Consider the following 26643-nt stretch of genomic DNA (forward strand, 5'->3'; position numbering starts at 1 on the left):
ACCGAACGGGCCCGGCACACTTTAGTGGTGGGAGAGGTCATGGGATGACAGGCACAACGGACAGTTCAGCGGTGATCCAGGTGATCGCCGACCTTGCCCCGATCTGGCTGCCGGGGTGCGTCGTGGACACCGACGAACGCACCGTCGAGGTCGGGTGGGGCCGCGGCGCGCTGCAGATGTCCGCCGTGGTCGGCGTCGGCGAGATCGTCGATCGTTGCCTGCAGCTACCACAGCAGCGGTGGGCGGAGCAGATCGAGGCCTGGTTGCGCGCGGTGGTCGCCGAGGGTGAGCTCGCGACCGAGGAGCACCGGTTCGGCGACGTCGCGGAGCGGCAGCGCGCGGTGCTGGTGCAGCGCGGCTGGTCGGCGCGGACCTCGGGGCCGGTCGCGGACGCGCTGATCCCGTTCGGGGACCACTTCGAGGTGATGGTGTTCATCCGGACCGGGTCCGAGTTCCGCCGGCTGACCGTCGTACGGCGGTCGATGCTGGGGCTCGGGGATCCCGACGTACCGTCGCCGGTGCAGCTGTCGCTGGACGAGCTCTCCGGCCTGGAAGCGGTCGAGCAGGACGGGTTCTCGGTGCTGCACCGGGACGACGACCCGCTGGTCTCGATGGCGGTCGTGGACCGGGAAAACTTGTTGCCGCAGGCATCTGTCGGGCTGGGCGTGCTGCTCGGCGTGCCGCGGTTGAGCACGGTCGCGTACTGCGCGGCCGACGCCGGGCAGGAGACGGCTGACCGGCTGGCGCGGTTCGTCGCGGACACGTACAAGGACGCGCCGGACCAGTGCTGCCCGGACCTGTTCTGGCTGCAGGGCGACCGTCTGGTGCAGGTGCCCGTGACGTTGGCCACACCGCCCACGGTGATGCTGCCGGCAGCGTTGAAGCCGTCGCCGCGGCGGACGTGGCTGCGGCACCTGTTCGAGCAGGTGTTCCGGCGGTAGGCCGCTACTTGCTGGGCGACGGGCTGGCCGGGACGGTTTGGGTAGGAGCCGGTTTGTCCTTCGCGGAGGACGATTTGAAGTACGAGTACCCGGCGCAGCCGCCGCACGCGAGCACACCGATCATCACGCTGGCGAACAGCTTGCCGGTCTGCTCCCGCAGGGTGTTCTTCACGCGGTCCTGCCCGAACAACCAGGCCTCACGGAGCCGCCGCCGGCGTACCGCCACCGACTCGATGACCTGCGTTCCGTAGTAGCTACCCGACATCAGGCTTCCTTAGGGTTGTTCATTGCGGTGCAGGTGTGGCCGTTGGTGTCGCGCCGCGGAGGTGGTCGGCCTCGTCGACGAGCCACCGGACGTCGGCCGCCGGCAGGTGGGCGCTACCACCGTGCTGCTCCATCCGGGCGCCGACGATCCGGTACAGCGTCTTCGCGTTGTCGTTCGCGAAGCCGTCGATCGGAAGGCCCTTCTCGCGGGCGGTCCGCAGCGCCGCGTGCGCAGCCGCGATTCCGGCACCCGGGGCGCCGCGTCCGGCAGCCGTGTCGTGCGCGGTCCCCAGCAACCTCATGTACAGGTTGTTGTCGTCGAACGCGAAGTCCGCGGCGGCGAGCAACTTGCCGTCCCGCAGGCTGACCGCGATCCGGCGCTCACCGGCACCCGACGCGTCGTCGAACACCTGCTCCAGGTACTTCCGGCCGCGGTTCACCGTCGGGTTCTTGCTCTCCCGCTGCGCGATGGTGCGCGCCTGCTCCTTCAGGTCCCTGAGCAGGTCGCCGTCGTGCTTGGGATCCAGGACCCGCACCTCGCCGCCCGCCTCGTCGAAGCGGCGCAGGAAGTTGGACACCGCCTCCGCGGCCCGCTGCGGGACCTCCACGTTCTTGAGCCCGGGGACACGGCCGTGGTCGGACAGCTCGATGTGCCACGTGTCCGTCTCCTTGTCGAACCAGCGCCGCTCGACGCGGACGTGGTTCTCCGGCCCGTGGACGACCCGGTCCCGGTGCGTGCCGAACGAGATGTCCTTGCCGTGCCGGGAGTTCAGGTGGAACTGGACGTTCCCTCCCGGCTCGTAGGTCTTGCTCCACTCCGTGAACCCGCGCTCCGGCACGTTGCGGCCCGGTTGGTAGCGGTCGAGGACCTTCTCCAGCTCGGCGCCTTCGACGTACTCGCCACGCCGTACCGGACCGTGAAAGTCCGGCAGCTTGTTGATCCCCGAGGCCGCTGTCCGGATCTCCAGCTCCAGGTCGGCGAGCGCGGGCTCGTCGTGGTGCTTCAGCGCGTCGTTGATGTCCATCTGGCGATGGGCGTCGGCCACGCGGTCGATCGCGAGCAGCTCCGGGTCCGAAAGCTCGTTCCCGTCCGGCAGATCCCGGCGCCACTCGTCCAGCAGCCGCTTCTGGTGCCGGCCGGACTTCAAGGTGTCCTGGAAGTCCCGCTCCACCTCCCTGGCTACGCGGTACTCCGGGTCGCCGATCTCGTGCGTGAACTTCCGCACCGCATCAGCCCGCCCAACCCCCAACTCACTCCGCGACCGCCGCGGCACCGCCCCAGCCTCCCGAGGCCGCACAGGCTCCTGCCCCGCGCGCTCCGGCTCCCGATAGGGCTGATGCTCCGACGGCCGCCGCTCATACTCCGCCCGACGCGGCGGCTCCTGCCGGAACTGCGGCTGCTCCTGGCGAGGCCGTGGCTGCTCCGGCCGGTACTGCGGCTGCTCCTGCCGCGGCTGCTGCCGATACGGCTGCTCCGGTGGACGCTGCGGGTCATACTCCGGCCGACGCGGCGGCTGCTCCCCCGGCCGATGCCCCGGGTGCTGCGGGCGCTCGTGCGGCGGCTGCTGGCCGTGCTCCGGCGGACGCGGCTGCTGGTACGGCTCGCGCGGCGGCTCCTGCCGGAACTGCGGCTGCTCCTGCCGAGGCCGTGGCTGCTCCGGCCGGTACTGCGGCTGCTCCTGCCGCGGCTGCTGCCGATACGGCTGCTCCGGTGGACGCTGCGGGTCATACTCCGGCCGACGCGGCGGCTGCTCCCCCGGCCGGTAACCCGGCTGCTGCGGGTGCTCGTAGCGCGGTTGCTGGTGCGGTTGCTGTGGGTCCCGCCTGTGCTGCGGCTGACGTGGCGGCTCCGGGGTCCGCGGCGCGTGGTCAGCATCCCGTATGACGTCACGCGGAATCCGCTGCGTGGCATCAGCATCCCGAATCACGTCCCGCGGAATCCGCTGAGTAGCCTCTGGATCCACCCTCGGCTCCCGCTCCACCCGCGGCTCCGACGGGTGGTGCGCCGCCGGCTGTTCCTCGGGTGCACGCTCACGCGGCCACTCCGGCGTCGCGGGCTCGGAGGTGCGCAGCGGATCCGCCGATTCTGAAGGCCGGTCCGACGGCTGATGCGCCGCCGGCTGCTCGTCGGGTGCATGCTCACGCGGCCACTCCGGGGTCGCCGGCTCGGGCGAGTGCGTGGGCTCAGGCGTGTGCGTGGACTCCGGCGTGTGCGTGGGCTCGGGGGTGTGGAGGGGTTCGTGGTGGGTTGGGTTTAGGCGGTCCCAGATGGATGCGGTTTCCTGAGCGGCGGGGGGCTCCGGTGGGTGCTGGCGGGCGGGGGTCGGCGTGCTGGGGTCCTCGGGGTTGAGGCGGCGTGCCCAGTCGGGGGTGTTGCCTTCCTCGGTCTGGCCGAAGCGGCGTTGTGACGCCGGGGCGGTCTCGGCCCGGCGCGGGATGCCCTCCCACTGACCACCCGGCTCGCGGACGCTGAACTCGAGCCGGTCGATGTGGTTCGCGACCGGCACCTCGTCAGCGTGCCTCACCAGGTCGCGCTCGATCGCGGCCTTCTGCTCGGGGCTGCCGTCCGGGTGCTGACGCGCGGCGTGCGACTTCTGCGCGTCCAGCCACTTCAGCTCGCCGTTCTTGTCCACGAACGCGGTCAGCCGGTGCCCGCCGCCGTCGACGAAGTGCATTCCGACGTTCGCGTGCGTCCCCGGCGGGCGCCCGTGCAGCGCGTCGCGGACCTTCTGGAACGCCTCCTGGTCGAGGTCCAAGCCGCCCGGCCGGTCCGCCGGACGGGCGAACTTGTACGCCTCCGGGACGTCCTCGAGCCCCATCCACTCCAGCGTCTCGTCCATCGTCGCGCCGGCCTTGAACGTCCGGCCGGCGGCCAGCCGCGGCTCGTCCCCGTTCAGGATCTCGCAGGCAGCGCGGGCGGTGTCGGCACAGTTCCAGTCGTGGTGGCCGCCGGGGACGTGGTCCGGGTTGACCTTGTGGACCCAGTTCTCCGGGTTCTCGTGCGGCCGCGGCCCGACGCTGTCGCGCAGCTCGACCCGCCGCGGATCCATCGGGTCCGGCCTGAGGTGCGAGAACGGGTCGACCTCCGACCGCACCTTGCCCGGCGCCGGGCGCAGGTACTCCGGCTTCAGCTGATCGATCAGCTCCTGCCGGGTCCGCGGATCGTCGTACCGCGGATCGTTCCCACCATCCCGCGGCCGCGGCCCGTCGCCACCGTCCCGCGGCTGAGTCCGCGGATCGTTGCGGGGCTCGGCCTCTCGGGCCGGCGGCTCGTCGCGGACGTGGTGCGGCTGGGTCCGTGGGTCGGTGGTTGCCTCGGTCTCCCGCATCCGGGGCTCGTCGCCGGGGTGCGGTTGTCCCGGACGGTGTCCGGTGGGGCCGAACTCGTGTTCGGGGTTGCCGGTGTGGTCGACCGTGCGCGGGTCGTGGGCCGGCGGTCGGGCGGGGTCGTGGTTCGGGTCGTGCCAGGCGGGCTCGTTGGGGTTGCGCTGGTGCCAGGACGGAGTCGGGTCGGCCTGGCTCGGGGCGTGCTCGCCGGTTCGGGTCGGGTCGGTGTAGTCCGGCTCCTCCGGGTTGGTCCGCGGCCGCTCCCCCTCGGGAACGCGACGTCCCGGCGGTACTTCGGTCCGCCCCTGCGGCGCGAACCGCCCGGCCGGCTCCGGTGCGCGCGGCGACGGCACGTGCGGCTCGTTCGCGTGGACGCCCGGATGCATCGGCATCATCGGCGGCGGCGCCACCACCGGCGGCTCCCCCGCCCGCTGCCCCGGCACCTCCGCCCCCCGCTGCTCAGGAACACGCGTTTCCGGCGTGTGCGTCTCCGGAGCGTGCGTCTGCGGGGTCCGCGACTCGGGCACATGCGTCTCGGGCGTGTGCGTTTCCGGCGTGTGTGTCTGCGGCGTGCGTGTCTCTGCGGTCCGCGACTCCGGGACGTGTGTTTGCGGGGTGCGCGACTCCGGGACATGCGTTTCCGGCGTGTGTGTCTCCGGTGTCCGCGACTCCGGAACGTGCGTTTCGGGCGTGTGCGTCTGCGGGGTCCGCGTTTCCGGTGTGTGCGTCTCCGGCGTCTCCGGAGTGCGCGACTCGGGCACGTGCGTTTGCGGCGTGTGCGTCTGCGAGGCCTGCGTCTCGGCGGTGTGGGTCTGCGGGACGCGTGACTCGGGGACGTGGGTCTGCGGCGTCGGCGTTTCCGGGAGCTGCGTTTCCGGAGTGTGCGTGCTTGGCGTGTGGCTCGCCGGCGTGTGCGAACTCGGTGTGTTGGTCAGTGTCTCGGGCTGCGGAGTGTGCGTCGGCGCGGCCGCCGGCTCATACGTCGTCGGCGTGCCCGGCTCGTGTGTCGTAGGCGCGTGCGTGGTCGGCGTGCCCGGGTCATGCGTCGTCGGCGCCGTACCCGGGTCATGTGTGGTCGGGGACACGCCCGGGTCGTGGGTTGTGGGCGACAGACCCGGATCGTGAGTTGTGGAAGGTGCCTCGACGTGTGGGCTGTCGACGTGGGGTGAGTCGACGCTCGGTGCGTGGCTGGTCGGGCTCTCGCCGATGTGCGGCGTCTCGCCGACGTGCGGCACCTCGCCCACCGGCACCGACGGAGTGTCGACCTTCCACGGCTTGAAGTTGTGGCCGACGATCGGGATCTTCGCCATCCCCTCGACCACCGAGCCGACCTTCGGGATCTTCGTCACCGCGCCCAGCGCGGCGTCATGCATGCCCGCCTTGAGCGCGCCGACCTTGTCCACGACGTTCGCGACCTTCACCACCGCCGCGCTCGCCACGCCGAACTTGCCGGCCAGCGCCGCACCCTTGACCGCGGCCCCGGCGCCGAACGACGCGGCCGTTGTGACCACGTTGGTCAGCAGCATGCCCAGCGCCTTGCCCGGGTTCTTCGACCACTCGTCCCAGGCGACCAGGCCCTTGAGCATCTCGACACCCTGCTCGCCCAGATCCTTGACGAACTGCGGCCGGGTGTCCTGCCCGGTCACCTGGTCGAAGCCCCACCAGGCCAGCTGGACCGGCGCGGCGACGAGATTGGCCGCGAGCCCGGCAAGCCCCTTCCACGCCGCACCGGCCGATTCCCAGGTCGGCATGTCCCAGTTGAAAGTGCTCTTCGCCCAGTCCCGCAGGAAGCCGATGCTGCCCAGTGCGGGCAGCACCGGGATCAGCGTCAGAATGCCCTGGACGGTCTCACCGATGCAGGTCACGATGCCGACCAGCACGTTGCCGGCGAAGTCCAGGCAGTCCTCGTACCACGGCTTGTCGAGCTCTTCCGTCGTACCCCACGGCTCCGGCGGCGGGTCGCCCTCCTGCTTCGCCTGCTCCTTCGGCTGCTCGCCTTCGCGCAGACCGGTCTTCGGGTCCCACGGCTTGCCCTGGTGCAGCGCCACGATCGCGTTCGCGCAGCGGAAGCAGAGGTCTGGAAGCTCTTCCTTGATGATCCGGTGGACGTCGTTGACCATCTGGTTGTTCTTGTTGACCATCCCCTCGTCTTCTTGCCAGTCGGGGTTGGCGTCCTTCTGCTTCAACCACGCGTACGCGTCGCGCCGGATGGTCTCGAGGGTGTTGAGCCGGCTGTGCACCTCGCCGGCCAGGTTCCGCAGGTGCACCGCCATCGCAGGCAGGCTCGGGCCGAACTTGTCGAAGTTCGTCTGGATCCGCAGCGTGGAGTTCGTCAGGATGTCGCGCTCCGGCGCCTCGTAGCAGCCGTTGAGTCCCTGGAACGTCCGATGCACCGTCTGGCCCAGCGTGGTGATCTGCGGACCGAGGTCGCTCAGCGGCTGGACGTTCGCCTCGAGCGCGTCGACGACGTTCTTCAGGGCGGCGATCGGGATGCCGTCGGGTTGGATCATCTCAGTTCGATTCCTCGGTCACGCTGGGCTGCTACGGAGCAAACGGCTGGTTCGGATGCGGTACTGCGGGAGGCGCGGACGGGCAGTGCTACGGGCGGGCCGCGGCGATCGCGTCACCCAAGCTCGTCGAGCTCGGCGCGAACGCGGTGACGCCGTCACCGGCCACCAGGAACAGCTGGTTCGCGAACCCGGGCGGGGCGAACAGCAGGAACTCCTCGACCGGCCGCACCTCCCAGCTCGCCAGGTCGTCCAGGGTCACGCCGTACTCCGGGGCAAACGCCTGACTGTTCAGCCAGTCGGCCAGCCGCTCCCGCGCTACCACCACCGCCGGATCGTCCTGCGTCATACGGCGCGGTTCCTTCCGCCGGCGTGCTCGCCCGGCAACAGGTTGTTGGCCGCGGCCCGCTGCGCGTTCTGCGCCATCTGCTCCTGCCCGTTCATGTACGCCTTGACCGCCTCGGCCGCGCCGGTCAGTGAGGAGTTGATCTGCTTCGCCGCGGCCTCGATCACCGGCGACCAGTGCTGCGAGTACTCGCCGATCGCGGCTCCCACGACCTTGAACACGTCGTAGTCCAGACCGTTCATGAGGTTGGTGAGGTCGTCGCCGTACGACTTCATCAGGCCGTCCAGCGGCTCGGCGGCCTTCCCGGTGTTGGTCAGCACCGTCTGCACGCCGTCGACATTGATCTTCCAGTTGACCATCCGTGCTCCCTCGAGTCCCCCGTACCTGACGCGGTCGGCGCGCGGTCCGGGTACCGCCCACCGATCAGCTGCCGGCGGAGCGGGCCCACTTCATCGCCGAGCTCTGCGTGTCGGCGGCGATGCCGTCGTTGCCCTTCATGACGTCCTTCAGCGAGTTGATCAGCTCGATCGTCTTGTCGGCCGCCTTGTTGAAGCGGTCCTCGACGCCCTTGTACTCGTCGGAGACGCCGGTCGCGCTGAAGCTCGAGAGAGCTGCCGCGACGTTCTTCCGGTGGTCTGCGATCAGCGCCTCGATCTGCGTCGAGAGCGTGGCGATGGTGGCCTGGACCTCCTGGGAGGCGGCTCCGTCGAAGTTGTTCTGCGCGCCCATGGTTCCTCCCGCTCTCAGTGCTTGCCGAACTTGGCGGCGTTGAAGTCGGCGGCGCCCTGCGCCTTCTTGGCGTTCTGCGCCATGTCCTGCTCACCTTGGCGGTACGCCGTGTCCATGCCGGACTGGGCCGAGTTGATCGAGGCGAGGCCGGCGTTCAGGTCGTTCGCGATGCCGTCGACCTGCGACTTGAACGAGTCGAACATCTGCTTGCCGGCGCCGGCCATCTTGCCTTCGAGCGGAGTCGCCGCCTGGACCAGCTGCTTCACCAGGCCGCCGAGGTTCTGGGTGTTGCCCGACGTCTTCTTGGCGAGATCGCTGAGCGTATCCCGCTCCATCTTCCACCGCTGGCCGCTCACTGTTTCTCCTCTGCATCGATGTCGCGCCGTGCCAACCCTAAACGGACGGTGGGTCACCGGTCCGGTCCGGATCAGCTCCGGCGGAGTACGAGCGACAGCTCTAGCGGGAATCGTTGAGCATGGCAAGCATTTCCGCGCAGGCGGAAATCCTCGACCGGTGACACGCCGCCGATCCACACTCGGGACGGGCCTGTCACCCAACTGTGTGCAGGGCGCCGGACCACTGCCCGGCGCCCCCACACTTCAGCTCACCACCGCACGGCCCTCAGCCGGCGACTCGCTTCCGAGCGGCCGTCTTCTTGGCCGGCGTTGCCTTCTTCACTGCTGCCGCCTTCTTCGCGGCGGCCGCGGTCTTCTTCGCCGGAACCTTCTTCGCTGCCGTCGCAGTCTTCTTCGCGGTGGCAGTCTTCTTCGTGGCCGGCAGCGTCGCAGCCGTCGCCTGCTGCTTCGCGCTCGGCTTCGCCGCGCGGCCCTCGAGGATCTCGGCCAGGAACTGGCCCGTGTACGACTCCGGGTTCGCCGCGACCTCCTCCGGCGTACCCTCGGCGATCAGCGTGCCGCCGCGGCGGCCGCCGTCCGGACCGAGGTCGATGATCCAGTCCGCAGTCTTGATCACGTCGAGGTTGTGCTCGATCACGAGCACCGAGTTGCCCTTGTCCACCAGGCCGCTGAGCACACCGAGCAGCTTGCGGATGTCCTCGAAGTGCAGCCCGGTGGTCGGCTCGTCCAGCACGTACACGGTCCGGCCGGTGGAACGCCGCTGCAGCTCCGACGCCAGCTTCACCCGCTGCGCCTCACCGCCGGACAGCGTCGGCGCCGGCTGACCGAGACGCACGTACCCCAGACCGACCTCGACGAGCGTGGTCAGGTGCCGCGAGATCGCCGGGATCGCGGCGAAGAACTCGGACGCCTCCTCGATCGGCATGTCCAGCACGTCCGCGACCGTCTTGCCCTTGTAGTGCACCTCGAGCGTCTCGCGGTTGTACCGCGCGCCGTGGCACACCTCGCACGGGACGTAGACGTCCGGGAGGAAGTTCATCTCGATCTTCAGCGTGCCGTCACCCGAGCAGGCCTCGCAGCGGCCGCCCTTGACGTTGAACGAGAACCGGCCCTGCTGGTACCCGCGGACCTTCGCCTCCGGCGTCTCCGCGAACAGCTTGCGGACGTGGTCCCAGACCCCGGTGTACGTCGCCGGGTTGGACCGCGGCGTCCGTCCGATCGGCGACTGGTCGACGTGGATGACCTTGTCGACCAGCTCCATCCCGGAGATCTTGGTGTGCCGCCCGGGGACGGCCCGCGCACCGTAGATCTGCCGCGCCAACGACGTGTAGAGGATGTCGTTGACCAGCGTCGACTTGCCGGAGCCCGACACACCGGTCACCGCAACGAACACGCCGAGCGGGATGGTCACGTCGATGTCGCGCAGGTTGTTCTGGCGGGCGCCGTACACCGTCAGCTCGCGGCCCTCGGTCAGCGGTCGCCGGATGGCGGGGATCGGGATCTCGCGACGACCGGAGACGTACGCACCGGTGATCGAGTCCGGGTGGTTGCGCAGGTCCTCGACCGTGCCGGAGACGACCACCTGGCCGCCGTGCTCACCGGCGCCCGGGCCGATGTCGACGACCCAGTCGGCGTGGTCGATGGTGTCCTCGTCGTGCTCGACCACGATCAGCGTGTTGCCCAGCTCCTTGAGCCGGACCAGAGTCTCGATCAGTCGCCGGTTGTCCCGCTGGTGCAGGCCGATCGACGGCTCGTCCAGCACGTACAGCACGCCGACCAGGCCGGAGCCGATCTGCGTCGCGAGCCGGATCCGCTGCGCCTCGCCGCCGGACAGCGAACCCGCCGGCCGGCTCAGCGCCAGGTAGTCCAGGCCGACGTCGAGCAGGAACCGCAGCCGCTCGCCGATCTCCTTCACCACCCGCTCGGCGATCTGCTTCTCCCGCGGGCTCAACTCCATCCGGACCAGGAAGTCGTGCACCTCGTCGATCGACATCGCGCTGATCTCGGCGATGTTCTTGCCGCCGAGGGTGACCGCGAGCGAGATCGGCTTCAGCCGCGCGCCGTTGCAGGCCAGGCACGGGACCTCGCGCATGTACTCCTCGAAGCGCTCCCGGCCGGTGTCGCTGGACGCCTCCGCGTGCCGGCGCTCGACGTACGGGATCACGCCCTCGAAGGTGGTGTAGTACGACCGCTCGCGGCCGTAGCGGTTCTGGTACGAGACGTGGACCTGCTTGTCGTGGCCGGTGAGCAGGGCCTTCTTCGCCTTGGCCGGCAGCTCACCGAACGGCGTGCTGGTCTTGAACTTCAGGTCCCTGGCCAGCGCGTCCAGCAGGCGCTCGAAGTACTGCGAGACGTTCTGCCCCGACCACGGCTGGATGGCGCCCTCGTCCAGCGACCTCGACGGGTCCGGGACGAGCAGCTCCGGGTCGACCTCCATCCGGGTGCCGAGGCCGGTGCACACCGGGCACGCGCCGTACGGCGAGTTGAACGAGAACGACCGCGGCTCCAGCTCGTCGATGGCGAGCGGGTGATCGTTCGGGCAGGCGAGCTTCTCGGAGAAGCGGCGCTCGCGGTGCGGGTCGTCCTCCGGCAGGTCGACGAAGTCGAGCACGACCAGGCCGCTGGCCAGGCCGAGCGCGGTCTCGACCGAGTCGGTCAGCCGCTGCTTCGCCGAGCGCTTCACGGCGAGTCGGTCGACGACAACCTCGATGTCGTGCTTCTTCTGCTTGTCGAGCTTCGGCGGGTAGGTGAGCTGGATGGTCTCGCCGTCGACGCGGGCCCGGGACAGTCCCTGACCGCTCAGCTGGCGGAACAGGTCGAGGTACTCCCCCTTGCGACCGCGGACGACCGGGGCGAGCACCTGGAAGCGGGTGCCCTCGTCGAGCTCGAGCACGCGGTCGACGATCTGCTGCGGGGTCTGCCGCGCGATCGGCTCGCCGCACTCCGGGCAGTGCGGGCGGCCGGCCCGGGCGAACAGCAGCCGGAGGTAGTCGTAGACCTCGGTGATCGTGCCGACGGTCGACCGCGGGTTGCGCGAGGTGGACTTCTGGTCGATCGAGACGGCCGGGGACAGGCCCTCGATGAAGTCGACGTCGGGCTTGTCCATCTGCCCGAGGAACTGCCGCGCGTACGCCGAGAGCGACTCGACGTAGCGCCGCTGACCCTCGGCGAAGATCGTGTCGAAGGCCAGGCTGGACTTCCCGGACCCGGACAGGCCGGTGAAGACGATCATGGCGTCCCGCGGCAGGTCGACCGAGACGTCCTTCAGGTTGTGCTCACGCGCTCCGCGCACGATCAGACGGTCAGACACAAGCTCACTCTCAGCCGTTCTCGAGGGGTACCCGGGATGGTTCTGCCACATGCCCGGTCATGCTAACGAGGCCCACCGACAAAAACTTCCGCCGCCGGAACCGGTGCCTGATCCCTGGGCCGCTTCGAAAGTATATTCGACCGCGGGCGATGCCTGCGCACCGACATGACCGAGGCGTCCGGAAGTGCAAGGATCGGGACGTCACCGAACTTTTCAGGGGAGAGACGCATGCCGGAGTACCACGGGAACGTCAAGGTCGGCGGCCCGGCACAGACGCACGAGCTGGCCCAGCTGATGATCACCAAGGTCGCCGTCGGGCCGATGGACAACAACGCGTACCTGTTGCGCTGCCGGCAGACCGACGAGCAGGTGCTGATCGACGCCGCGAACGACGCGGACACGCTGCTGCAGCTGATCGGCGACAGCGGGCTGGCGCGCGTCATCACCACCCACCGCCACCAGGACCACTGGGGTGCACTCGCCGAGGTCGTCGCCCGCACCGGCGCCACCACGGTCGCCGGCCAGCACGACGCCGAGGGCATCCCGGTCCCGACGGACCAGTTGGTGGATGACGGCGACCACATCGCCGTCGGCAACTGCTCGCTCCGCGCCATCCACCTGGTCGGCCACACGCCTGGCTCCATCGCCCTCGTGTACGACGACCCCGACGGCGCCCCGCACCTCTTCACCGGCGACTCACTGTTCCCCGGCGGCGTGGGCAACACCCAGAAGGACCCCGAGCGCTTCACATCCCTGCTCAACGACGTCGAGTCCAAGCTCTTCCACCAACTCCCCGACGAAACCTGGGTGTACCCCGGTCACGGCGCCGACACCACGCTCGGCACCGAGCGCCCCCATGTCCCGGAGTGGCGCGAACGCGGATGGTGAAGGATGCGTCTCCGCAGGCGCAGCTCGACCGGTTGACGCAGGAACTGATCGCTGGTTTCCGCGACCGGGGAGTCGAGCGGGTCGAGTACGTGCCTGCGCTCAGCCCGCCGTACAGGTCCTGGGTCTGGCTGGGAACCGCTACCGACGCACAGCGAGACCAGTTGGCGGCTGACCCGGAGCTCGGCGAGCAGGTGCGGCGCCTGGCCGAACGGGCCGGTATCACCTTCCAGGGCGTCACCGTCGAGTCTCAGGAGACCGTGGCGCGAGACTTTGCCGGCAACTGGTTCTACCGGTTGCGGTAGTGGATCGGCGGAGGATCGCGGCATGGTGAGCTGGCGTGAGGTTTGTGCGTTGGCCGAGCGGTTGCCGGATGCGCGGCTTGGACAGGCGCATGAGGGGTCGCCGGCCTGGTATGCCGGACGTCATCAGTTTGCGCGGCTCCGCTGGGACGACGACGGACGCGAGCTGCTGCAGTGCTGGACCGGCGACATGGACATGAGTGCTGCACTCGCCGGTCGCCAGGATGTGTTTCCGGTCGTGCAGCGGTTCCAGTACCGCGTCACGTTCTGGGGCTACCTGGACCGCCTCGGGCTGCGTGAAACCGCCGAGTTGCTTCTCGACTCGTACGGCATCCGCGGCGGATCGAAGCGCCGGCAGGCGGTCGACCCGTCAGACTTCCTGCCCCCTAGCGGTCGGTGAGTTCTGCCGGGTGGGCTATCACGTCCACCAGGGCGTTGTTGCGGACCGCGGTGATTTCGGTACGGCGAGAGATGGCGTCGGCGAAGAGCTGACGCTGAAGGGACTGGGCGTCCCGGAGCGGGACTCCGTTGACAGCCAGGACCAGGTCGCCTTGGCGGAGACCGGCGATGGCTGCGGGGCTGTTGGAGATGACCTCTACTACGCGCAGGGCGGTGCGCTGGTCGAAGCGTTCGGCCAGGGCTGCCTGAAGCGGTGCGGGCTTGGTGACCAGGCCTAGATAGGCGCGGCGGACCCTGCCGTCGTGGAGCAGCGAGTAGATGATCCGGCGCGTGGTCGGGTTGATCGGAACGGCCAGGCCCAGGCCGATGCCGGCCACGGCCGTGTTGATGCCGATGACCCGGCCGCGGGCATCGGCCAGTGCTCCCCCGGAGTTGCCGGGGTTGAGGGCGGCATCGGTTTGGATGACGTCCTCGATGATTCGCTGCGCCGAGCCGCTGCGGACCGGGAGCGAGCGGCCGAGGGCGCTCACCACGCCGGCCGTGACGCTGCCGGCGAGCCCGAGTGGGTTGCCCACGGCAACGACGAGGTTGCCGACCTTGAGGTGGTCCGCGTCGCCGTACTCCGGCGGATCGGGGATCTCCCGGTCGGCGCGCAGTACGGCGAGATCCGACAACCGGTCCACGCCGACGACCCGGGCCTGCGCCGTCGTACCGTCCGCGAAGTCGGCCGTCGCCTCCTCGCCGTCGCCGACCACGTGCGCGTTGGTCAGCAGGTGCCCGTCGCCGGTCAGCACGACCGCGGACCCCGACGAGTCGCCCCGCCGGCTGTGGATCCGCAGGCTCGCGACCCGCGGGATCAGGTGTTCCGCCACCCCCGAGACCACCCGGGAGTAGGCATCGAGGACATCGTCCCCGGCAAGCTCATCGGTCATCGCACGCCTCCTGAATTACATCATTACACCGAAAGCAAACCGCGGGTACGGCGTGAACCGGACCACAAACCTGACCGATCGGTTGAAAACTGGCCGATCGGTCAGGCAAGATGGCTGCCATGACAGTCAGCACACCCGCACGGGAGCGGACCAGGCGCGAGATCCTGCGCCAGGCGATGGACCTGTTCCAGCTGAACGGCTACAACGCGACGTCGCTGCAGGACATCGCGTCGGCGGCCGGGTGCTCGAAGGCAACGGTGCTCTACCACTTCAGCGGCAAGCCGGCCGTTCTCGCCGCGGTGCTCGAGCCCGCGGCCGCCGACGTGGCCCGGCTGGTCGCGGCGGCCGCCGCGATGGGCCGCTCCGAGGCGCAGGAGTTCGCGATCGCGGGCTTCATCGACCTCGCCGTGGAGTACCGCGGGGTCACCGACGTCATCCAGGACGTGATCCCGGTGATCGAGGAGATGCCCGAGGTCGCCGGCCTGGTGACCGACGGAATGACGATGATCGGCCTGATGGCCGCGTCGGACGACCCGCTCGAGCACGACCTGGCGAAGTTCGCCGTGAACGGTCTGCTCGGCGAGTGCCGGCGTCCCGGAGAACGTTCCGCGGACGAGCTCCGACGACTCTGCACCATCGCTCTGGGGCGCCTGCTGAGACGCGCCTGATCCATCCGTACTTCGGCCGCCGGCGCCCCTGTCCGGCGGGCGATCACCCCTGCCCGTACGCCGTACCGAATCGAACGGACGCACTCCGATGGCCAATCTGCTGTACCGGCTCGGCCGGTTCTCCTACCAGCGCCGGCGGCTCGTCGCCGCCGTGTGGGCGCTCTTCCTCGTCCTGCTCGGCGTCGGCGCGCTCACGCTGGGCGGCAAGACGGCGAACACGTTCTCGATCCCGGGTACCGAGTCGCAGCGCGCGCTCGACGCCCTGAAGCAGGAGCTGCCCGCCGCGAGCGGCGCGTCCGCTACGGTCGTCGTACAGGCTCCGGAAGGCAAGACGCTCGCCGACCCGACGGTGAAGGCCGCGGTCGGGGCGACGGTCGCCAAGGTCGCGAAGGTGCCCGAGGTGATCGCGGCGATCGACCCGTTCACCAGTAAGGCGATCAGCCCGGACGGGCGGACCGGACTCATCAGCGTCCAGTTCGACAAGCCGGCCGACGAGCTCACCAAGGACAGCAGCAACGGGTACGACGGGTTGAGCGGGCTGAGCTCCGGTGACCTGAAGGTCGTGCCGGGCGGGCAGATCAAGGCGGGGGTTCCGGAGATCGGCGCGACCGAGGCGATCGGTGTCGCGGTGGCGGCTGTCGTACTCGTCGTCACGTTCGGGTCGCTGGTCGCCGCGGGTATGACGCTGGTGACGGCGCTGCTCGGCGTACTGGCCGGGATGGCTGGGTTGTTCGTCGTCACGGCATTCACGGATGTGTCGTCGACCGCGCCGATCCTGGCGTTGATGCTGGGGCTCGCGGTCGGGATCGACTACTCGTTGTTCATCAGCTCGCGGCACCGGTCGCAGCTGGCCGAAGGGGTCGATCCGGAAGAGTCGGTGGCGCGGGCGACCGCGACGGCTGGGTCGGCCGTGCTGTTCGCCGGTGCGACCGTGGTGATCGCGCTGACCGGGTTGTCGGTGGTCGGCGTACCGTTCCTGACGGCGATGGGGCTGGCGGCCGCGGCTACCGTGCTGACCGCCGTACTGGTGGCGTTGACGTTGCTGCCGGCGTTGCTCGGGTTCGTCGGGAACCGGGTGCTGCCGCGGAAGCTGCGGAAGGACCCGACTGCTGTGCCGGCCAAGGAAGGGTTCGGGTTCCGGTGGGGGCGGCTGGTCACGCGCTTCCGGGTGCCGATCGTTGCTGTGGGCATCATCGGGCTGGGGTTGCTGGCGATCCCGTCGCAGAGCATGCGGCTCGCGCTGCCGGACGGCGCGTCGGCCGCGGCAGGGACGAACCAGCGGGTTGCTTACGACCTGACCGCAGCCGCGTTCGGGCCGGGTGCGAACGGGCCGCTAGTGGTGGTTGTGAAGAGCAACGACGCGGCGACCGCCAACGGGATCGTGCAGCAGGTGCTGGGCAAGACGCAGGGCCTGCATGATGTGGTGGCGGCTCAGCCGGCCGCGGCGAGCCCGGACGGTACGACGCGGTTGGTGCAGGTGATCCCGAAGAGTGGACCGGCCAGTGAAGAGACGGCTGACCTGGTCAAGGACCTGCGATCGGCTGTTCAGCCACTGTCGAGCGGTGCGACGAGCATCTCGGTGACCGGGAACACCGCGGTCGGCGTCGACGTGTCGAACAAGCTGTCCGACGCGTTGCCGACGTACCTGTTCCTCGTGATCGGGTTGTCGTTCCTGCTGTTGCTGCTGGCGTTCCGGTCGGTGCTGGTGCCGTTGAAGGCGACGCTCGGGTTCGTGCTGACGATCGGTGCGACGTTCGGGATCACGGTGGCGGTGTTCCAGGAGGGTCACCTGGCGAGCCTGTTCGGCATCGACTCCCCCGGTCCGCTGGTCAGCTTCCTGCCGATCATCATGATGGGCATCCTGTTCGGCCTGGCGATGGACTACGAGGTCTTCATCGTGTCCCGCGTCCGCGAGGAGTTCGTGCATGGCCGGCACGCCAACGACGCCACCATCCAGGGCCTCGGCCACGGCGCCCGGGTCGTCACCGCCGCCGCGCTGATCATGGCGTCCGTCTTCGCCGGCTTCATCCTCGTCGAAGACCCCATCATCAAAGCCATCGGCTTCGGCCTCACCATCGGCGTCCTCATCGACGCCTTCGTGGTCCGCATGACGCTGGTCCCCGCCATCCTCTCCCTCCTCGGCGACCGAGCCTGGTGGTTCCCCAAGTGGCTGGACCGCATCACCCCCCGCGTCGACATCGAAGGCGAGTCCCTACACCCCACCGAACCAGAGCCGAAACAACTCGCCGAGGTGCACTGACAGCAGCACATTGAGGGGCACCGATCGGTGCCCCTCAATGCATCAGGCCGGAAGCATCGCCGACCAGGTACGGCGCGTAGGTGTCGGCGTAGATGCGGACTCGGCCGCCGAGCACCGAACTGGGGATTACGTACATGGCTCCGTTACCCAGCACGACGAAGAACAGGTCGATGTCGTCTGGGTCGTACGGCATCTTGCTCGCCGACTTGTCGAGCACATACGGCCGCCGTCCAATCTCCACGCCCCAGTGCCCTTGGGCGTCCGGGCGCGCACTGCTCTTGACCTGTACCCGCTGGACGCCCTTCGCCGTAGTCACCAGCAGGTCGTAGACCTCGGGCTCGATCGGCAACGCCACCGCACAACCCCGCAGACTGAACCAAGCCATGGCCAGCGCGGGCGCCGAGCTCCGCAGCGACTCCGGTCGAACGGGCTGATCGAAGACGTCACCAGACAATGCTTCACGCTCCGAAGGTCTCAGGCTCGAGCAGTCCAGCCCGAGCCGAACCGCATGCCCCTTGATCCGCACCCGGCTCTCCGACCCGTCGCTGACTCCCAGTCCGGCGATCACATCCGCCCAGCAAGTCGCGTCGCGCATCACAGCACGCAGCTCTCGGTCGGACCAGCGTCGTTGGCCGGTGAAGTGGGCGGTGTCCAGCGCAAGACGTACGGCGTGGCGTTTCAGCACGCGGATCGTGCCTGCGGAGGTCCCGTGCAGTCCCAGTGCGCGGGCGACCGCGCGCCAGGAACGGCTGCCTTCGACTGCTTGGCGCAGCTGTTCGTCGTTCCAGGTCCGCCGGTCCCCCGATGGCTTCATGGGAGAAACGTAAAGAGGGGCACCGACAGAATCGGTGCCCCTTCGAGGGTCGGGCTGACAGGATTTGAACCTGCGGTCTTCTGGCCCCCAGCCAGACGCGTTACCAAACTACGCCACAGCCCGTTGCCCGCTCTCCAAGGAGCGGACCGGAGTAAACCTTACCCCATCGGGTGGGGTGGTTTTTACCGGGTTGGGAGGGTGATGGTTCGGGACCAGATGGTGGAGGTGGGGGGTTTGTTGGGGGACCAGTTGGCGCCTCGGTCGCCGAAGGTGAGGAGGGTGGTGGGGGTCAGGGGGATGGCGCTGCCGTTGGCTGAGTTGCGGTAGTCGATGGGGGTGGGCGGGAGCCAGGTCGTGCCGGAGCCGTCCGGGGAGAGCATGAGGGATTGGCCGGGGCGGCCGTAGTACAAGGCGAGGCGGCCGTCGAGGAGGGGGATCAGGTTGGGGTAGACGCCTACTACGGCGAGGCCTCCGGCGCGCAGGATCGACGGGGTGGTCCAGGTGCGGCCGTTGTCGGTCGAGCGGGCGGTGTACATGTTCAGGTAGCTGCCGGTGCGCATGACGGCGAGCAGGGAGCCGTCCGCGGCGCGGGCGATCGCGGCCTCGCAGAAGCCCTCGCCGGGCTGGGTGCCGTTGTACGCGACCGTGGAGAGCGTGGTCCAGTTCACGCCGCCGTCGGTGGAGCGGAGGATCAACTGGCGGTACTTCGTGTCGTTCGTGTAGTAGCCGCACGCCGACTGGTACAGCGTCCCGTCCGCGTCCTCGACCACGTTGTGAACCAGCACGAATCCACCTAGCGACCGCCCCGGCCGGCTGCTGTTCGCGTCGATCGGCCGCATCGTCTCAGGCGTTGTCATCGCGCCGACCCGGAGCGTTCCCCAGGTCTGGCCGCCGTCGTGGGACACCTTGGTTTCGACGTCGGCGCTGCGGTCCCCCGCGCGCATGTACGTGTGGTACGAGAGCGCCATCAGATCGCCGTTCCGCAACCGCGAGAGGTTGTACGACTGCTCGTCCGGCATCGGGTTGCGGGCGGCGGCCACGGACCACGTCTCCCCCGCGTTCGCCGAGGTCGCGAAGCGAGTCCCCGTACCCGCGGCGGTGTCGACGTGCGCTGCATACGTAACCATCGCCTCGGTGCCGGTGCTGACCGACGAGTGCGGCATCTGGAGCAGCCCGTCTTCCTGCTGGATCGTCACCGCCGGGCCGATGCCGACGGCACCAGGCGGCAGTACCTCGGGAGCCGCGTCGACCTGTACGTCATCGAAGAACACCTCGTCCCCCGCTGTCGCAGTACCGTTGCTCGACAGGTCGAAGCCGGTGATGTCGGTGACCCGGCGCATGCCGACCGGGCCGGCGCGGGCGATCACGGTGTCGTCCTTCAGCACCTCGATCGACTCCTCGTCGACGGCTGCGCGGATCCTCAGGTCGGTCCAGGCTCCGACCGGGACGGCGCCGGGTGTGGTCACGGTCGTCCAGGCGAGGCCGTCATACCAGCGGATGCTGCCGTCGGTGACGAAGGCGAGGTGGAAGACCACGGCTGGGTCGGGTTGGCCCTCGAAGTGGCCGCGGAGTGAGATGAGGAAGCCGTTCTGGACTTCGGCCGGGTACGTCGAGAGGCGGAGGTCGATGCCGCGCTGCGGGACTACCGGGCAGGAGACGACCTCTTGGGTGTTTGTGGCTCGGTCGTCGAGGCGGAGGGACGCTGTGCCGGAGTGGGCGCGGACGTTGCTGACAACTGCCGCTGACTTGCCTGCTGGGGTGGTGCAGCCGGAGGGGGTGGCGCCGAGAGGCTCGGTGTCGTAGGTGCGGCCGGGTGTGGTGGTGACGTCGTCGAAGTAGATGCGGTCGCCGGTGGGGACTGTGCCGTTGCTGGCTAGTTGGTACGCCGTGATGTTCGGGGTGGGTGCTGATGCGCGGGAGGCGGTGCCGAGGTTGATTTCGTTGACGAAGAGCTGGGCCGATTGTGGGGTCGCTTCCAGGCGGAAGGTGTTCCAGGCGCCTACGTGGACGGTGTTTGCGGTGGCGAGCTGAGTCCAGTGGGTGCCGTCGTACCAGTGGACGGCTCCGTCGGGGGTGATGTTGAGGTGGTAGGCGAGGGTGGTGCCGGTGAGGAGGCTGACGAGGAAGCCGTTGGGTAGGGCGGCGGGGAGGGTCTTGAAGGAGAAGGTGGTTGCTGGGCGGGGGTCCAGGGGGCAGGTGACGACGGTGTGGGAGGTGGACGAATGGTCGTCGACGAGGAGCACGTGCTGATCACCCTGGACTGCTACCGAAGCAGCAGCCTTCCCAGCCGGCGTTGAGCAGCCGGAGGGGAGGGTGCCGGGCTGCTCGACCTCGTAGGTACGCACAACCCCGGAGCCCTCAGCTGCGGGAGCTGAGCCCGCAACACCTCCAACCCGGCCCGCCGAAACAGACGCAAGCCCAACGCCAGCAGTTGCGCCGCCGGGGGCAGGAGGCGCGACTGCACCGGCAGCACGCGCGACCCCCGGGGCCGCGGGCGCGCCTCCAGCCCCAGCGCGTGTGATGCCGGGGGTGGGACGCGTGGCTTCAGCGGCGGCGGGGGTTGTGCTGTGGGCTGCGAGGAGGGTGGCGGTGAGGGTTGCGGTGAGGAGGGGGTGCATGGGCGGCCTCCGCAGGGCGTGTTGGGGACACGGAGCCTGCCGGAGGCCTTACCGGGCCGCTAGCTGTTCCAAGCGGGTGAAATGGTCTTAGCGCTTCTTGTTCTTCTGCCGGGCGCGGATCTGGACGTGCACGGGGCTGCCGACGAAGCCGAAGTCCTCGCGCAGGCGGCGCTCGATGAACCGCTGGTACGACGGCTCGATCTGCCCGGAGGTGAAGATCGCGAACGTCGGCGGCATCGTCGTCGCCTGCGTGCCGAACAGGATCTTCGCCTGCTTCCCGGACCGCACCGGGTGCGGGTGCGCCGCCACCAGCCGCCCGAGGAACGCGTTCAGCTGGCCGGTCGGGACGCGCGTCTGCCAGCCGTCCAGCGCCGCCTCGATGGCCGGCACCAGCTTCTCCATGTGCCGCCCGGTCATCGCACTGATGTTCACCCGTGGCGCCCACCGGAACTGGACCAGCTCCCGGTCGATCTCCTTCTCCAGGTAGTACCGCCGGTCGTCGTCGACCAGGTCCCACTTGTTGTACGCGATCACGAGCGCCTTGCCGGCCTCCTCGACCGCGTTCATGATCCGCAGGTCCTGCTCGGTCATCGGCTCGGAGGCGTCGATCACCACCACGACGACCTCGGCCCGCTCGATCGCGGCGTTGGTCCGCAGCGAGGCGTAGTACTCGTGGCCCTGGGAGTTCTTCACCTTGCGCCGGATGCCGGCGGTGTCGATGAACCGCCACTCCTGACCGCCGAGCGTGATCAGCTCGTCGACCGGGTCGACCGTGGTCCCGGCGACGTCGCTGACGACGACCCGGTCCTCCTTGGCGACCTTGTTCAGCAGGGAGGACTTGCCCACGTTCGGCTTGCCGACGATCGCGACCCGGCGCGGCCCGCCGACCTCGCCGTCGCGCTCCGCCGGCGCCTCGGGCAGCGCGGCCAGGACCGCATCCAGCATGTCGCCGGTCCCCCGCCCGTGCATGGCCGAGATCGGGAACGGTTCGCCGATGCCGAGCCCCCAGAGGTTCATCGCCTCGGACTCGATCCGCTGGTCGTCGACCTTGTTCGCCGCGAGCACGACCGGCTTGCCGGACTTCCGCAGCACCCGGACGACCGCCTCGTCGGCGTCGGTGATGCCGACCTTCGCGTCGACGACGAAAAGCACGGCGTCGGCCGCGTTGATCGCGACCTCTGCCTGCGCGGCGACCAGGGCGGCCATGCCGACCGCGTCCGGGTCCCAGCCGCCGGTGTCGACCACGGTGAACTCGCGGCCGGCCCAGTTGGCGTCGTACGACACCCGGTCCCGGGTCACACCCGGGGTGTCCTCGACGACCGCCTCGCGGCGGCCGATGATGCGGTTGACCAGCGTGGACTTGCCCACGTTCGGACGGCCGACGATCGCGAGCACAGGCAGCGGGCCGGTGTCCTCACGCTCGTGCGTCGGTACATCGGTGGGCAGTTCAGTCATCAGGGTCCTTCTGGTCTGGCCGGCCCGGAAGTGGGTGGCCGGTGGCTTCGACGGCCGCCTTCACGTGGGCGCGCAGCACGTCGCCGATGTGGTCGGCGACCGCCTGTACGTCGGAATGTCTCCTGGGAAAGGGTACGCGGTCCACGGAGAAGGGCTCGCCATACACGACGTCGATCCGGCTCCCGGGGGCCGGATAGCTGCTCAGACCACCGCCCGGCGGCCGGGTCCCCATCAGCGCCACCGGCAGGATCGGAGCGCCGGTGACCATCGCCAGGTACGCCACCCCGACCCGGATCCGCCGGAAATCACCCGCGCCGCGATGACCCTCGGGGTAGATGTTCAGCACCCGGCCGTCACGCAGCGCCCGGATGCACTTGCGGACCGCGAGCACGTCGTACGTCCCCCGGTCGACCGGGATCTGCCCGATCCGGCGCAGGAACGCTCCCTGCGGACCGCCGAACACCTCGATCTTGCCGAGCTGGTGCAGCATCCGCGGCGCGACCGCGCCGAGCAGTGGCGCGTCGAGCAGGCTCAGGTGGTTCGGCGTCATCAGCAGCGGCCCGGTCGGCGGGAACCGCTCCTCGTGGTGCACGGTCAGGTCGTACTTGCGGAAGAAGTACGGCCGGGCCACCTTCCGCATCGGCAGCGCCAAGCGGTACGGCAGCGGCGACAGGTCATCGGTGCGGGGCGGCTCCTGGTGCTGATCCTTGCGCCCGGTCAGCTCAGCGGTCATGCGGCACCGTCGCGGTCTCCTTCGCCAGCCTGCTGATCACATCCACAACCTCCTCGAGCGACAGGTACGTCGAGTCGATGGTGACCGCACCGTCGGAGGCCACCTGGAACTCCGACACGGTCGAGTCGTCGGCGTCCCGCCGGACGATCTGGTCACGGAGCTCCTCCGCCGTCACCGAACCGGCCGCCAGCTCGGCACCGCGGCGGGCCATCCGGGCCTCCTGGTCCGCAGTCAGCAGCACCTTCAGCTCGGCGTCGGTCGCGACCACGGTGGCGATGTCGCGCCCCTCGACCACGATCCCGCCGCTCGACTGGGCGTCGTCGATGACCGCCCGCTGCCGCCGGATCAGCTCCTTGCGGACGTCCAGGTTGGTGGCGATCTTGGACACCACCTCGCTGATCCGCGGCTCCCGGATCGCCGTCGTCACGTCGGTCCCGTCGGCGATCACGAACTGGTTCACCGGGTCGGTGCTGAGCTCGAGCCGCAGCTCCCGGGCGCGCTGCGCCACCGCTGCCTTGTCGTCCAGGTCCAGCCCGTGCTCGATCGCCGACCAGGTCACCGCGCGGTACGTCGCGCCCGTGTCGAGGAACCGCAGTCCCAGCCGGCTCGCGACGCCGCGCGCCGTGCTCGACTTACCGGACCCGCTCGGGCCGTCCACAGCGATGATCATGCCCGAAGATTACCTGCGCCCGGTGACAATTTCGCAGCTGGACCTCAGCGGTGGACGACCCAGCCGCGGTCGGTGAGCACCTCGACCAACTGGTCCACCGAGCCCGGTTTGACGGCCAGCTCGACCTCACCGACCGGGCGGCCGGGGCTGTGGTCGATCCGGAGGTCCTCGACGTTGGCGCCGGACTCGGCGGCGTCCGCGAACAGGCGGGCGAGCTGACCGGGGCGGTCGGGGATCGTGACCAGGACCGGGACCAGGTCGATGTGCGGGGCGCCGTGCTTGCCCGGGACGCGGACCGCGCCGGACACGCCCTGGCCGAGGATCGCGGTCAGTTCGTCGCCCGCCTCTTCCTTGCCCAAGGCAACCAGCAGCCGGTCGAGCTCGCCGCGGATCTGCTCGAGCAGACCGGTCAGCGCCGTCGAGTTCGCGGCGACGATCTGCGTCCACAGCGCCGGGTCGCCGGCCGCGATCCGGGTCACGTCCCGGACCCCCTGGCCGGACAGCTCGAGGTGCGACGACGGCGCGTCCGCGAGGGTGCCGGCCGCGAGCGCCGACATCAAGTGCGGGAGGTGCGACACCCGGGCGACGCCCAGGTCGTGGTCCTCCACGGACATCTCGACCGTCCGCGCGCCGCAGGCCTCGGCGAGTCGTCGTACCAGCTCGACGGCGTCGGGCGAGCTGGTCTCGTGCGGCGTGATCGCCCAGGTCGCGCCGTCGAACAGGTCCGCGCGTCCGGCGAGCGGGCCGTTCCGCTCCGAGCCGGCCATCGGGTGACTTCCGACATACCGCGTCAAATCCACTGTCAGATCACCGGTCAGCCCGCGGGCGTCGGCGAGCGGCTTGGACTTCACGCTCGCCGCGTCCGTCACGATCGCGTCGGTCTGCTCGAGCTGCTCCGCGATCACCGCGCCGACATGGTCCGGCGGTACGGCGACCACGACCAGCTGCGGCTCGATCTGGACCAGCCGCGAGCCGGCGCCGATCCGCTCGGCCATCAGCGCACTGTCCGGGTTGGCGTCGACCAGCTCGACGACCACGCCGAGCCGGGCGAGGGCCAGGCCGATCGACGTACCGATCAGGCCGGTGCCGACGATCCGAACCGGGCCGCGCAGCTCAGGCATCGACACTCACTGGGCACCCGTGAGATCCGGCCGCAGCGCGGTCGCGCCGTGCAGGTAGACGTGCTGGATCTTGTCCCGCGACCGCGACGACTCAGTGTGCACCATCAGCCGCACCACCCGCGGCAGTGCGTGCGGGACCGGGATCTCCTGCATGCACATCAGCGGTACGTCGGTCAGTCCGATCTGCCGGCCGGCGACGGCGGGGAACTCCGACCGCAGGTCCGAGGTGACGGTGAACAGGATGCTGATCAGGTCCTCGTTCTCCAGCTCGTTCGCCTCCAGGACCGCCCGCACCAGCTCCGCCGTCCGGTCGAGCAGGTGTTCCCGCTCGTCCACGTCGAGCTGGGTGGCACCCCGGATCGCCCGTACCGCCACGTCTTCGCCTCCCTGCCCGTCGCTGGATCCTCGCTGGATCGCGGCTGGATCGTCTTCCCAAACCTTAGGCCAGAGTCGCCACAGCGTGGACATCCGTCTCGGATTGTGCCACGGCGGCATCGACGGTCTGCTCCAGCAGCAGGGCGATCGTCATCGGCCCGACGCCGCCCGGGACCGGCGTGATCAGCCGCGCCACCTGGGCCGCTTCCTCGAAGTGCACGTCGCCGACGTTGCCTTCGTTGTACCCGGCATCGATCACGACCGTGCCCGGCTTCAGCCAGTCGCCGCGGACGAAGTTGGCCTTGCCGACCGCGGCGATCACGACGTCGGCGGTCCGGACGATCGCGGGCAGGTCGACCGTCCGTGAATGCGTGTAGGTGACGGTCGCGTTCGATGCCAGCAGCAACATCCCGGCCGGCTTGCCGAGGATCGGGCTGCGGCCGATGACCACGGCGTGCGCACCTTGGAGTGGTACGTCGTACGCCTCCAGCAGGCGCATGATCCCGCCGGGGGTTGCCGACCGGAAGCCGGGGTCGCCGAAGGCCATCGCAGCGAAGGATCGCATCGTCACGCCGTCGACGTCCTTGGCCGGGTCGATCGCCTCGAACGCCGCCCGCTCGTCGATCTGAGCCGGCACCGGGTGCTGGAGCAGGATTCCGTGCACGGCCGGGTCGCTCGAGAGCTTGTGAATCTCGGCGACGAGCTCCTCGGTGGTCGTCTCGGCCGGCAGTACGACGCTGCGGGACGCGATACCCGCCTTCTTCGAGCGGTTCTGCTTCATCCGCACGTACGTCGCGGACGCCGGGTCGTCCCCGACCAGCACCGTCGCGAGACACGGCTGGACGCCGGTCTTCTCGACCAACTCCGCAGCCCGCTCGGCGGCCCGCGTCACCATCGCGGCCGCCAGCTCGGTCCCGACCATCAGTTCAGCAGTCATCGCGCACTCCTCAAGTGAGCCAAGTGCCCAGGCGCGCGGCGAAGCCGGTTCGGCAGACCGTTTCCCGGTGGTAGTCCACCTCAACGCCAGTCGCGGTCCTTGGTCGAGGATACCGGGCTACAACAGGCCGGCGTGGTCGAGGGCGAGGTAGGCGGCGTCGATGCCGGTCATGGCGCCCGGCGTACGCAACTCGGTCCGGAGGGCGTCGACGGTGAGCTCGACCGGTACGCAGTCCTCGGCCTCGTCGAGCTGTTGCTTACCCTCGGGCCGGCAGCCGCGGGCGATCGCGACGTACTTGCGGAAGGTCGACGAGGCACCTGACCACTGCCAGCCGACCACGTCGAGGGTCTCGCAGGTGTAGCCGGTCTCTTCCTCGAGCTCGCGGGCGCCGGCGATCGCCACGTCCTCACCGGGCTCGACGAGGCCGCCGGGCAGGTTGGTCACCACCCGGTCCGGGCCGGCGCGGAACATCCGGATGGTCACGATCCGCCCGTCCGGCGTCAGCGGCAGGACGGTGATCCCGGCCGAGATCCCGTCCTCGGACTCCGGCCCCATGACGTCCCACTCGACCTCACGCCCGTCCGGCATCCGGTAGCGGCGCAGCCTGACGGTCAGAAACCGCCGAAACCCCGGCTCCTCCCCCAGCAACTCCCAAGGCTCAGGATCCGCGGGACGAGATGACTCAGCCGCCACG

The 26643-nt window shown here is 69.6% G+C and carries 23 protein-coding genes, 1 tRNA gene and 1 riboswitch; of the genes, 6 read left to right on the top strand and 18 right to left on the bottom strand.

The genetic code is table 11. The features are described from left to right. Positions 1 to 44 precede the first annotated feature (44 nt). A complete protein-coding gene (locus AB0E69_RS06380; RefSeq protein ID WP_360140546.1) occupies positions 45 to 941 on the top strand; it encodes a hypothetical protein in 897 nt (298 codons plus the stop codon). A 4-nt stretch (positions 942 to 945) separates the two neighbouring features. Here AB0E69_RS06380 and AB0E69_RS06385 read toward each other — a convergent pair whose 3' ends face one another. The 7 genes from AB0E69_RS06385 to uvrA all read right to left on the bottom strand — a co-directional run bounded on the left by AB0E69_RS06385 (position 946) and on the right by uvrA (position 11831). Then, on the bottom strand, positions 946 to 1206 hold the full coding sequence (locus AB0E69_RS06385; protein ID WP_360140549.1) for a hypothetical protein: 261 nt from the start codon (positions 1204 to 1206) through the stop codon (positions 946 to 948). A gap of 19 nt (positions 1207 to 1225) precedes the next feature. Continuing rightward, a complete protein-coding gene (locus AB0E69_RS06390; protein WP_360140552.1) occupies positions 1226 to 7042 on the bottom strand; it encodes a toxin glutamine deamidase domain-containing protein in 5817 nt (1938 codons plus the stop codon). 88 nt (positions 7043 to 7130) lie between these two features. Then, a complete protein-coding gene (locus AB0E69_RS06395; protein ID WP_360140555.1) occupies positions 7131 to 7388 on the bottom strand; it encodes a hypothetical protein in 258 nt (85 codons plus the stop codon). Then, positions 7385 to 7744 carry a DUF6507 family protein gene (locus tag AB0E69_RS06400; protein ID WP_360140558.1) on the bottom strand — a complete coding sequence of 120 codons (360 nt, stop codon included), beginning with the start codon at positions 7742 to 7744 and terminating at the stop codon, positions 7385 to 7387. The genes AB0E69_RS06395 and AB0E69_RS06400 overlap by 4 nt, the downstream gene beginning before the upstream one ends. A 64-nt stretch (positions 7745 to 7808) precedes the next feature. Beyond that, the gene (locus tag AB0E69_RS06405; RefSeq protein ID WP_360140561.1) at positions 7809 to 8114 is read right to left on the bottom strand and encodes a hypothetical protein; all 306 of its coding nucleotides are present in this window, start codon (positions 8112 to 8114) and stop codon (positions 7809 to 7811) included. Positions 8115 to 8128: 14 nt separating this feature from the next. After that, complete coding sequence (locus tag AB0E69_RS06410; RefSeq protein ID WP_360140564.1) at positions 8129 to 8470, bottom strand: hypothetical protein; 342 nt, start codon at positions 8468 to 8470, stop codon at positions 8129 to 8131. A 265-nt stretch (positions 8471 to 8735) separates the two neighbouring features. After that, entirely contained in the window at positions 8736 to 11831 is a 3096-nt protein-coding gene (gene uvrA / locus AB0E69_RS06415) for an excinuclease ABC subunit UvrA (RefSeq protein WP_360140567.1), read from the bottom strand. 177 nt (positions 11832 to 12008) lie between these two features. Between uvrA and AB0E69_RS06420 the strand changes: the two genes are divergently transcribed. From AB0E69_RS06420 to AB0E69_RS06430, 3 genes are read left to right on the top strand one after another with little or no spacing between them, the layout of a single operon-like run. After that, a complete protein-coding gene (locus tag AB0E69_RS06420; RefSeq protein WP_360140570.1) occupies positions 12009 to 12668 on the top strand; it encodes an MBL fold metallo-hydrolase in 660 nt (219 codons plus the stop codon). Next, a complete protein-coding gene (locus AB0E69_RS06425) occupies positions 12662 to 12970 on the top strand; it encodes a hypothetical protein (RefSeq protein WP_360140573.1) in 309 nt (102 codons plus the stop codon). Before AB0E69_RS06420 ends, AB0E69_RS06425 begins: the two co-directional genes overlap by 7 nt. Positions 12971 to 12992: 22 nt before the next feature. Further along, positions 12993 to 13367 carry a hypothetical protein gene (locus AB0E69_RS06430; RefSeq protein ID WP_360140576.1) on the top strand — a complete coding sequence of 125 codons (375 nt, stop codon included), beginning with the start codon at positions 12993 to 12995 and terminating at the stop codon, positions 13365 to 13367. On the opposite strand, the gene AB0E69_RS06435 is transcribed toward AB0E69_RS06430, so the two are convergent. Further along, positions 13354 to 14298 carry a trypsin-like peptidase domain-containing protein gene (locus AB0E69_RS06435; protein ID WP_360140579.1) on the bottom strand — a complete coding sequence of 315 codons (945 nt, stop codon included), beginning with the start codon at positions 14296 to 14298 and terminating at the stop codon, positions 13354 to 13356. The genes AB0E69_RS06430 and AB0E69_RS06435 overlap by 14 nt on opposite strands. 119 nt (positions 14299 to 14417) lie before the next feature. Between AB0E69_RS06435 and AB0E69_RS06440 the strand changes: the two genes are divergently transcribed. Both AB0E69_RS06440 and AB0E69_RS06445 read left to right on the top strand, forming a co-directional pair. After that, on the top strand, positions 14418 to 14966 hold the full coding sequence (locus tag AB0E69_RS06440) for a helix-turn-helix domain-containing protein (RefSeq protein ID WP_360140582.1): 549 nt from the start codon (positions 14418 to 14420) through the stop codon (positions 14964 to 14966). Between the two features lie 88 nt (positions 14967 to 15054). Continuing rightward, a complete protein-coding gene (locus tag AB0E69_RS06445; RefSeq protein WP_360140585.1) occupies positions 15055 to 17226 on the top strand; it encodes an MMPL family transporter in 2172 nt (723 codons plus the stop codon). A gap of 34 nt (positions 17227 to 17260) precedes the next feature. Here the strand turns inward: AB0E69_RS06445 and AB0E69_RS06450 are convergent, their stop codons facing one another. From AB0E69_RS06450 to AB0E69_RS06495, 10 genes are all read right to left on the bottom strand, one after another. After that, positions 17261 to 18040, bottom strand: coding sequence for a group I intron-associated PD-(D/E)XK endonuclease (locus AB0E69_RS06450; protein WP_360140588.1), 780 nt, complete (start codon positions 18038 to 18040; stop codon positions 17261 to 17263). A 49-nt stretch (positions 18041 to 18089) separates the two neighbouring features. Beyond that, positions 18090 to 18163 (bottom strand) — tRNA-Pro (locus tag AB0E69_RS06455). A gap of 59 nt (positions 18164 to 18222) precedes the next feature. Continuing rightward, positions 18223 to 20385, bottom strand: a complete 2163-nt coding sequence (locus tag AB0E69_RS06460; protein WP_360140591.1) for a sialidase family protein — start codon at positions 20383 to 20385, stop codon at positions 18223 to 18225. Positions 20386 to 20745: 360 nt separating this feature from the next. Beyond that, complete coding sequence (gene der / locus AB0E69_RS06465; protein ID WP_360140594.1) at positions 20746 to 22113, bottom strand: ribosome biogenesis GTPase Der; 1368 nt, start codon at positions 22111 to 22113, stop codon at positions 20746 to 20748. Continuing rightward, positions 22106 to 22846 (bottom strand): lysophospholipid acyltransferase family protein, encoded by a 741-nt coding sequence (locus AB0E69_RS06470; RefSeq protein WP_360140597.1) that lies wholly within the window; start codon positions 22844 to 22846, stop codon positions 22106 to 22108. The genes der and AB0E69_RS06470 overlap by 8 nt, the downstream gene beginning before the upstream one ends. Then, positions 22836 to 23516, bottom strand: coding sequence for a (d)CMP kinase (cmk, locus tag AB0E69_RS06475; protein ID WP_360140600.1), 681 nt, complete (start codon positions 23514 to 23516; stop codon positions 22836 to 22838). Before cmk ends, AB0E69_RS06470 begins: the two co-directional genes overlap by 11 nt. Before the next feature lie 44 nt (positions 23517 to 23560). Next, on the bottom strand, positions 23561 to 24637 hold the full coding sequence (locus AB0E69_RS06480; RefSeq protein ID WP_360140603.1) for a prephenate dehydrogenase: 1077 nt from the start codon (positions 24635 to 24637) through the stop codon (positions 23561 to 23563). A 6-nt stretch (positions 24638 to 24643) separates the two neighbouring features. After that, positions 24644 to 25012 (bottom strand): chorismate mutase, encoded by a 369-nt coding sequence (aroH, locus tag AB0E69_RS06485; protein WP_360140606.1) that lies wholly within the window; start codon positions 25010 to 25012, stop codon positions 24644 to 24646. Between the two features lie 64 nt (positions 25013 to 25076). Beyond that, positions 25077 to 25949 (bottom strand): bifunctional 5,10-methylenetetrahydrofolate dehydrogenase/5,10-methenyltetrahydrofolate cyclohydrolase, encoded by an 873-nt coding sequence (locus AB0E69_RS06490; RefSeq protein WP_360140609.1) that lies wholly within the window; start codon positions 25947 to 25949, stop codon positions 25077 to 25079. An 18-nt stretch (positions 25950 to 25967) separates the two neighbouring features. Continuing rightward, positions 25968 to 26053, bottom strand: a riboswitch (ZMP/ZTP riboswitch). A 13-nt stretch (positions 26054 to 26066) separates the two neighbouring features. Continuing rightward, entirely contained in the window at positions 26067 to 26597 is a 531-nt protein-coding gene (locus AB0E69_RS06495) for an NUDIX hydrolase (RefSeq protein ID WP_360140612.1), read from the bottom strand. Positions 26598 to 26643 lie beyond the last annotated feature (46 nt).

The organism is Kribbella sp. NPDC026611, assembly GCF_040638345.1.
Taxonomy (GTDB): Bacteria; Actinomycetota; Actinomycetes; order Propionibacteriales; family Kribbellaceae; genus Kribbella.

What these genes read in the sequence shown, in the direction of transcription:
- AB0E69_RS06380 (WP_360140546.1), top strand. Translation starts at nt 45, where the DNA reads ATGACAGGCACAACGGACAGTTCAGCGGTGATCCAGGTGATCGCCGAC.
- AB0E69_RS06385 (WP_360140549.1), bottom strand. Translation starts at nt 1,206, where the DNA reads ATGTCGGGTAGCTACTACGGAACGCAGGTCATCGAGTCGGTGGCGGTA.
- AB0E69_RS06390 (WP_360140552.1), bottom strand. Translation starts at nt 7,042, where the DNA reads ATGATCCAACCCGACGGCATCCCGATCGCCGCCCTGAAGAACGTCGTC.
- AB0E69_RS06395 (WP_360140555.1), bottom strand. Translation starts at nt 7,388, where the DNA reads ATGACGCAGGACGATCCGGCGGTGGTGGTAGCGCGGGAGCGGCTGGCC.
- AB0E69_RS06400 (WP_360140558.1), bottom strand. Translation starts at nt 7,744, where the DNA reads ATGGTCAACTGGAAGATCAATGTCGACGGCGTGCAGACGGTGCTGACC.
- AB0E69_RS06405 (WP_360140561.1), bottom strand. Translation starts at nt 8,114, where the DNA reads ATGGGCGCGCAGAACAACTTCGACGGAGCCGCCTCCCAGGAGGTCCAG.
- uvrA (WP_360140567.1), bottom strand. Translation starts at nt 11,831, where the DNA reads ATGTGGCAGAACCATCCCGGGTACCCCTCGAGAACGGCTGAGAGTGAG.
- AB0E69_RS06420 (WP_360140570.1), top strand. Translation starts at nt 12,009, where the DNA reads ATGCCGGAGTACCACGGGAACGTCAAGGTCGGCGGCCCGGCACAGACG.
- AB0E69_RS06425 (WP_360140573.1), top strand. Translation starts at nt 12,662, where the DNA reads ATGGTGAAGGATGCGTCTCCGCAGGCGCAGCTCGACCGGTTGACGCAG.
- AB0E69_RS06430 (WP_360140576.1), top strand. Translation starts at nt 12,993, where the DNA reads ATGGTGAGCTGGCGTGAGGTTTGTGCGTTGGCCGAGCGGTTGCCGGAT.
- AB0E69_RS06435 (WP_360140579.1), bottom strand. Translation starts at nt 14,298, where the DNA reads ATGACCGATGAGCTTGCCGGGGACGATGTCCTCGATGCCTACTCCCGG.
- AB0E69_RS06440 (WP_360140582.1), top strand. Translation starts at nt 14,418, where the DNA reads ATGACAGTCAGCACACCCGCACGGGAGCGGACCAGGCGCGAGATCCTG.
- AB0E69_RS06445 (WP_360140585.1), top strand. Translation starts at nt 15,055, where the DNA reads ATGGCCAATCTGCTGTACCGGCTCGGCCGGTTCTCCTACCAGCGCCGG.
- AB0E69_RS06450 (WP_360140588.1), bottom strand. Translation starts at nt 18,040, where the DNA reads ATGAAGCCATCGGGGGACCGGCGGACCTGGAACGACGAACAGCTGCGC.
- der (WP_360140594.1), bottom strand. Translation starts at nt 22,113, where the DNA reads ATGACTGAACTGCCCACCGATGTACCGACGCACGAGCGTGAGGACACC.
- AB0E69_RS06470 (WP_360140597.1), bottom strand. Translation starts at nt 22,846, where the DNA reads ATGACCGCTGAGCTGACCGGGCGCAAGGATCAGCACCAGGAGCCGCCC.
- cmk (WP_360140600.1), bottom strand. Translation starts at nt 23,516, where the DNA reads ATGATCATCGCTGTGGACGGCCCGAGCGGGTCCGGTAAGTCGAGCACG.
- AB0E69_RS06480 (WP_360140603.1), bottom strand. Translation starts at nt 24,637, where the DNA reads ATGCCTGAGCTGCGCGGCCCGGTTCGGATCGTCGGCACCGGCCTGATC.
- AB0E69_RS06490 (WP_360140609.1), bottom strand. Translation starts at nt 25,949, where the DNA reads ATGACTGCTGAACTGATGGTCGGGACCGAGCTGGCGGCCGCGATGGTG.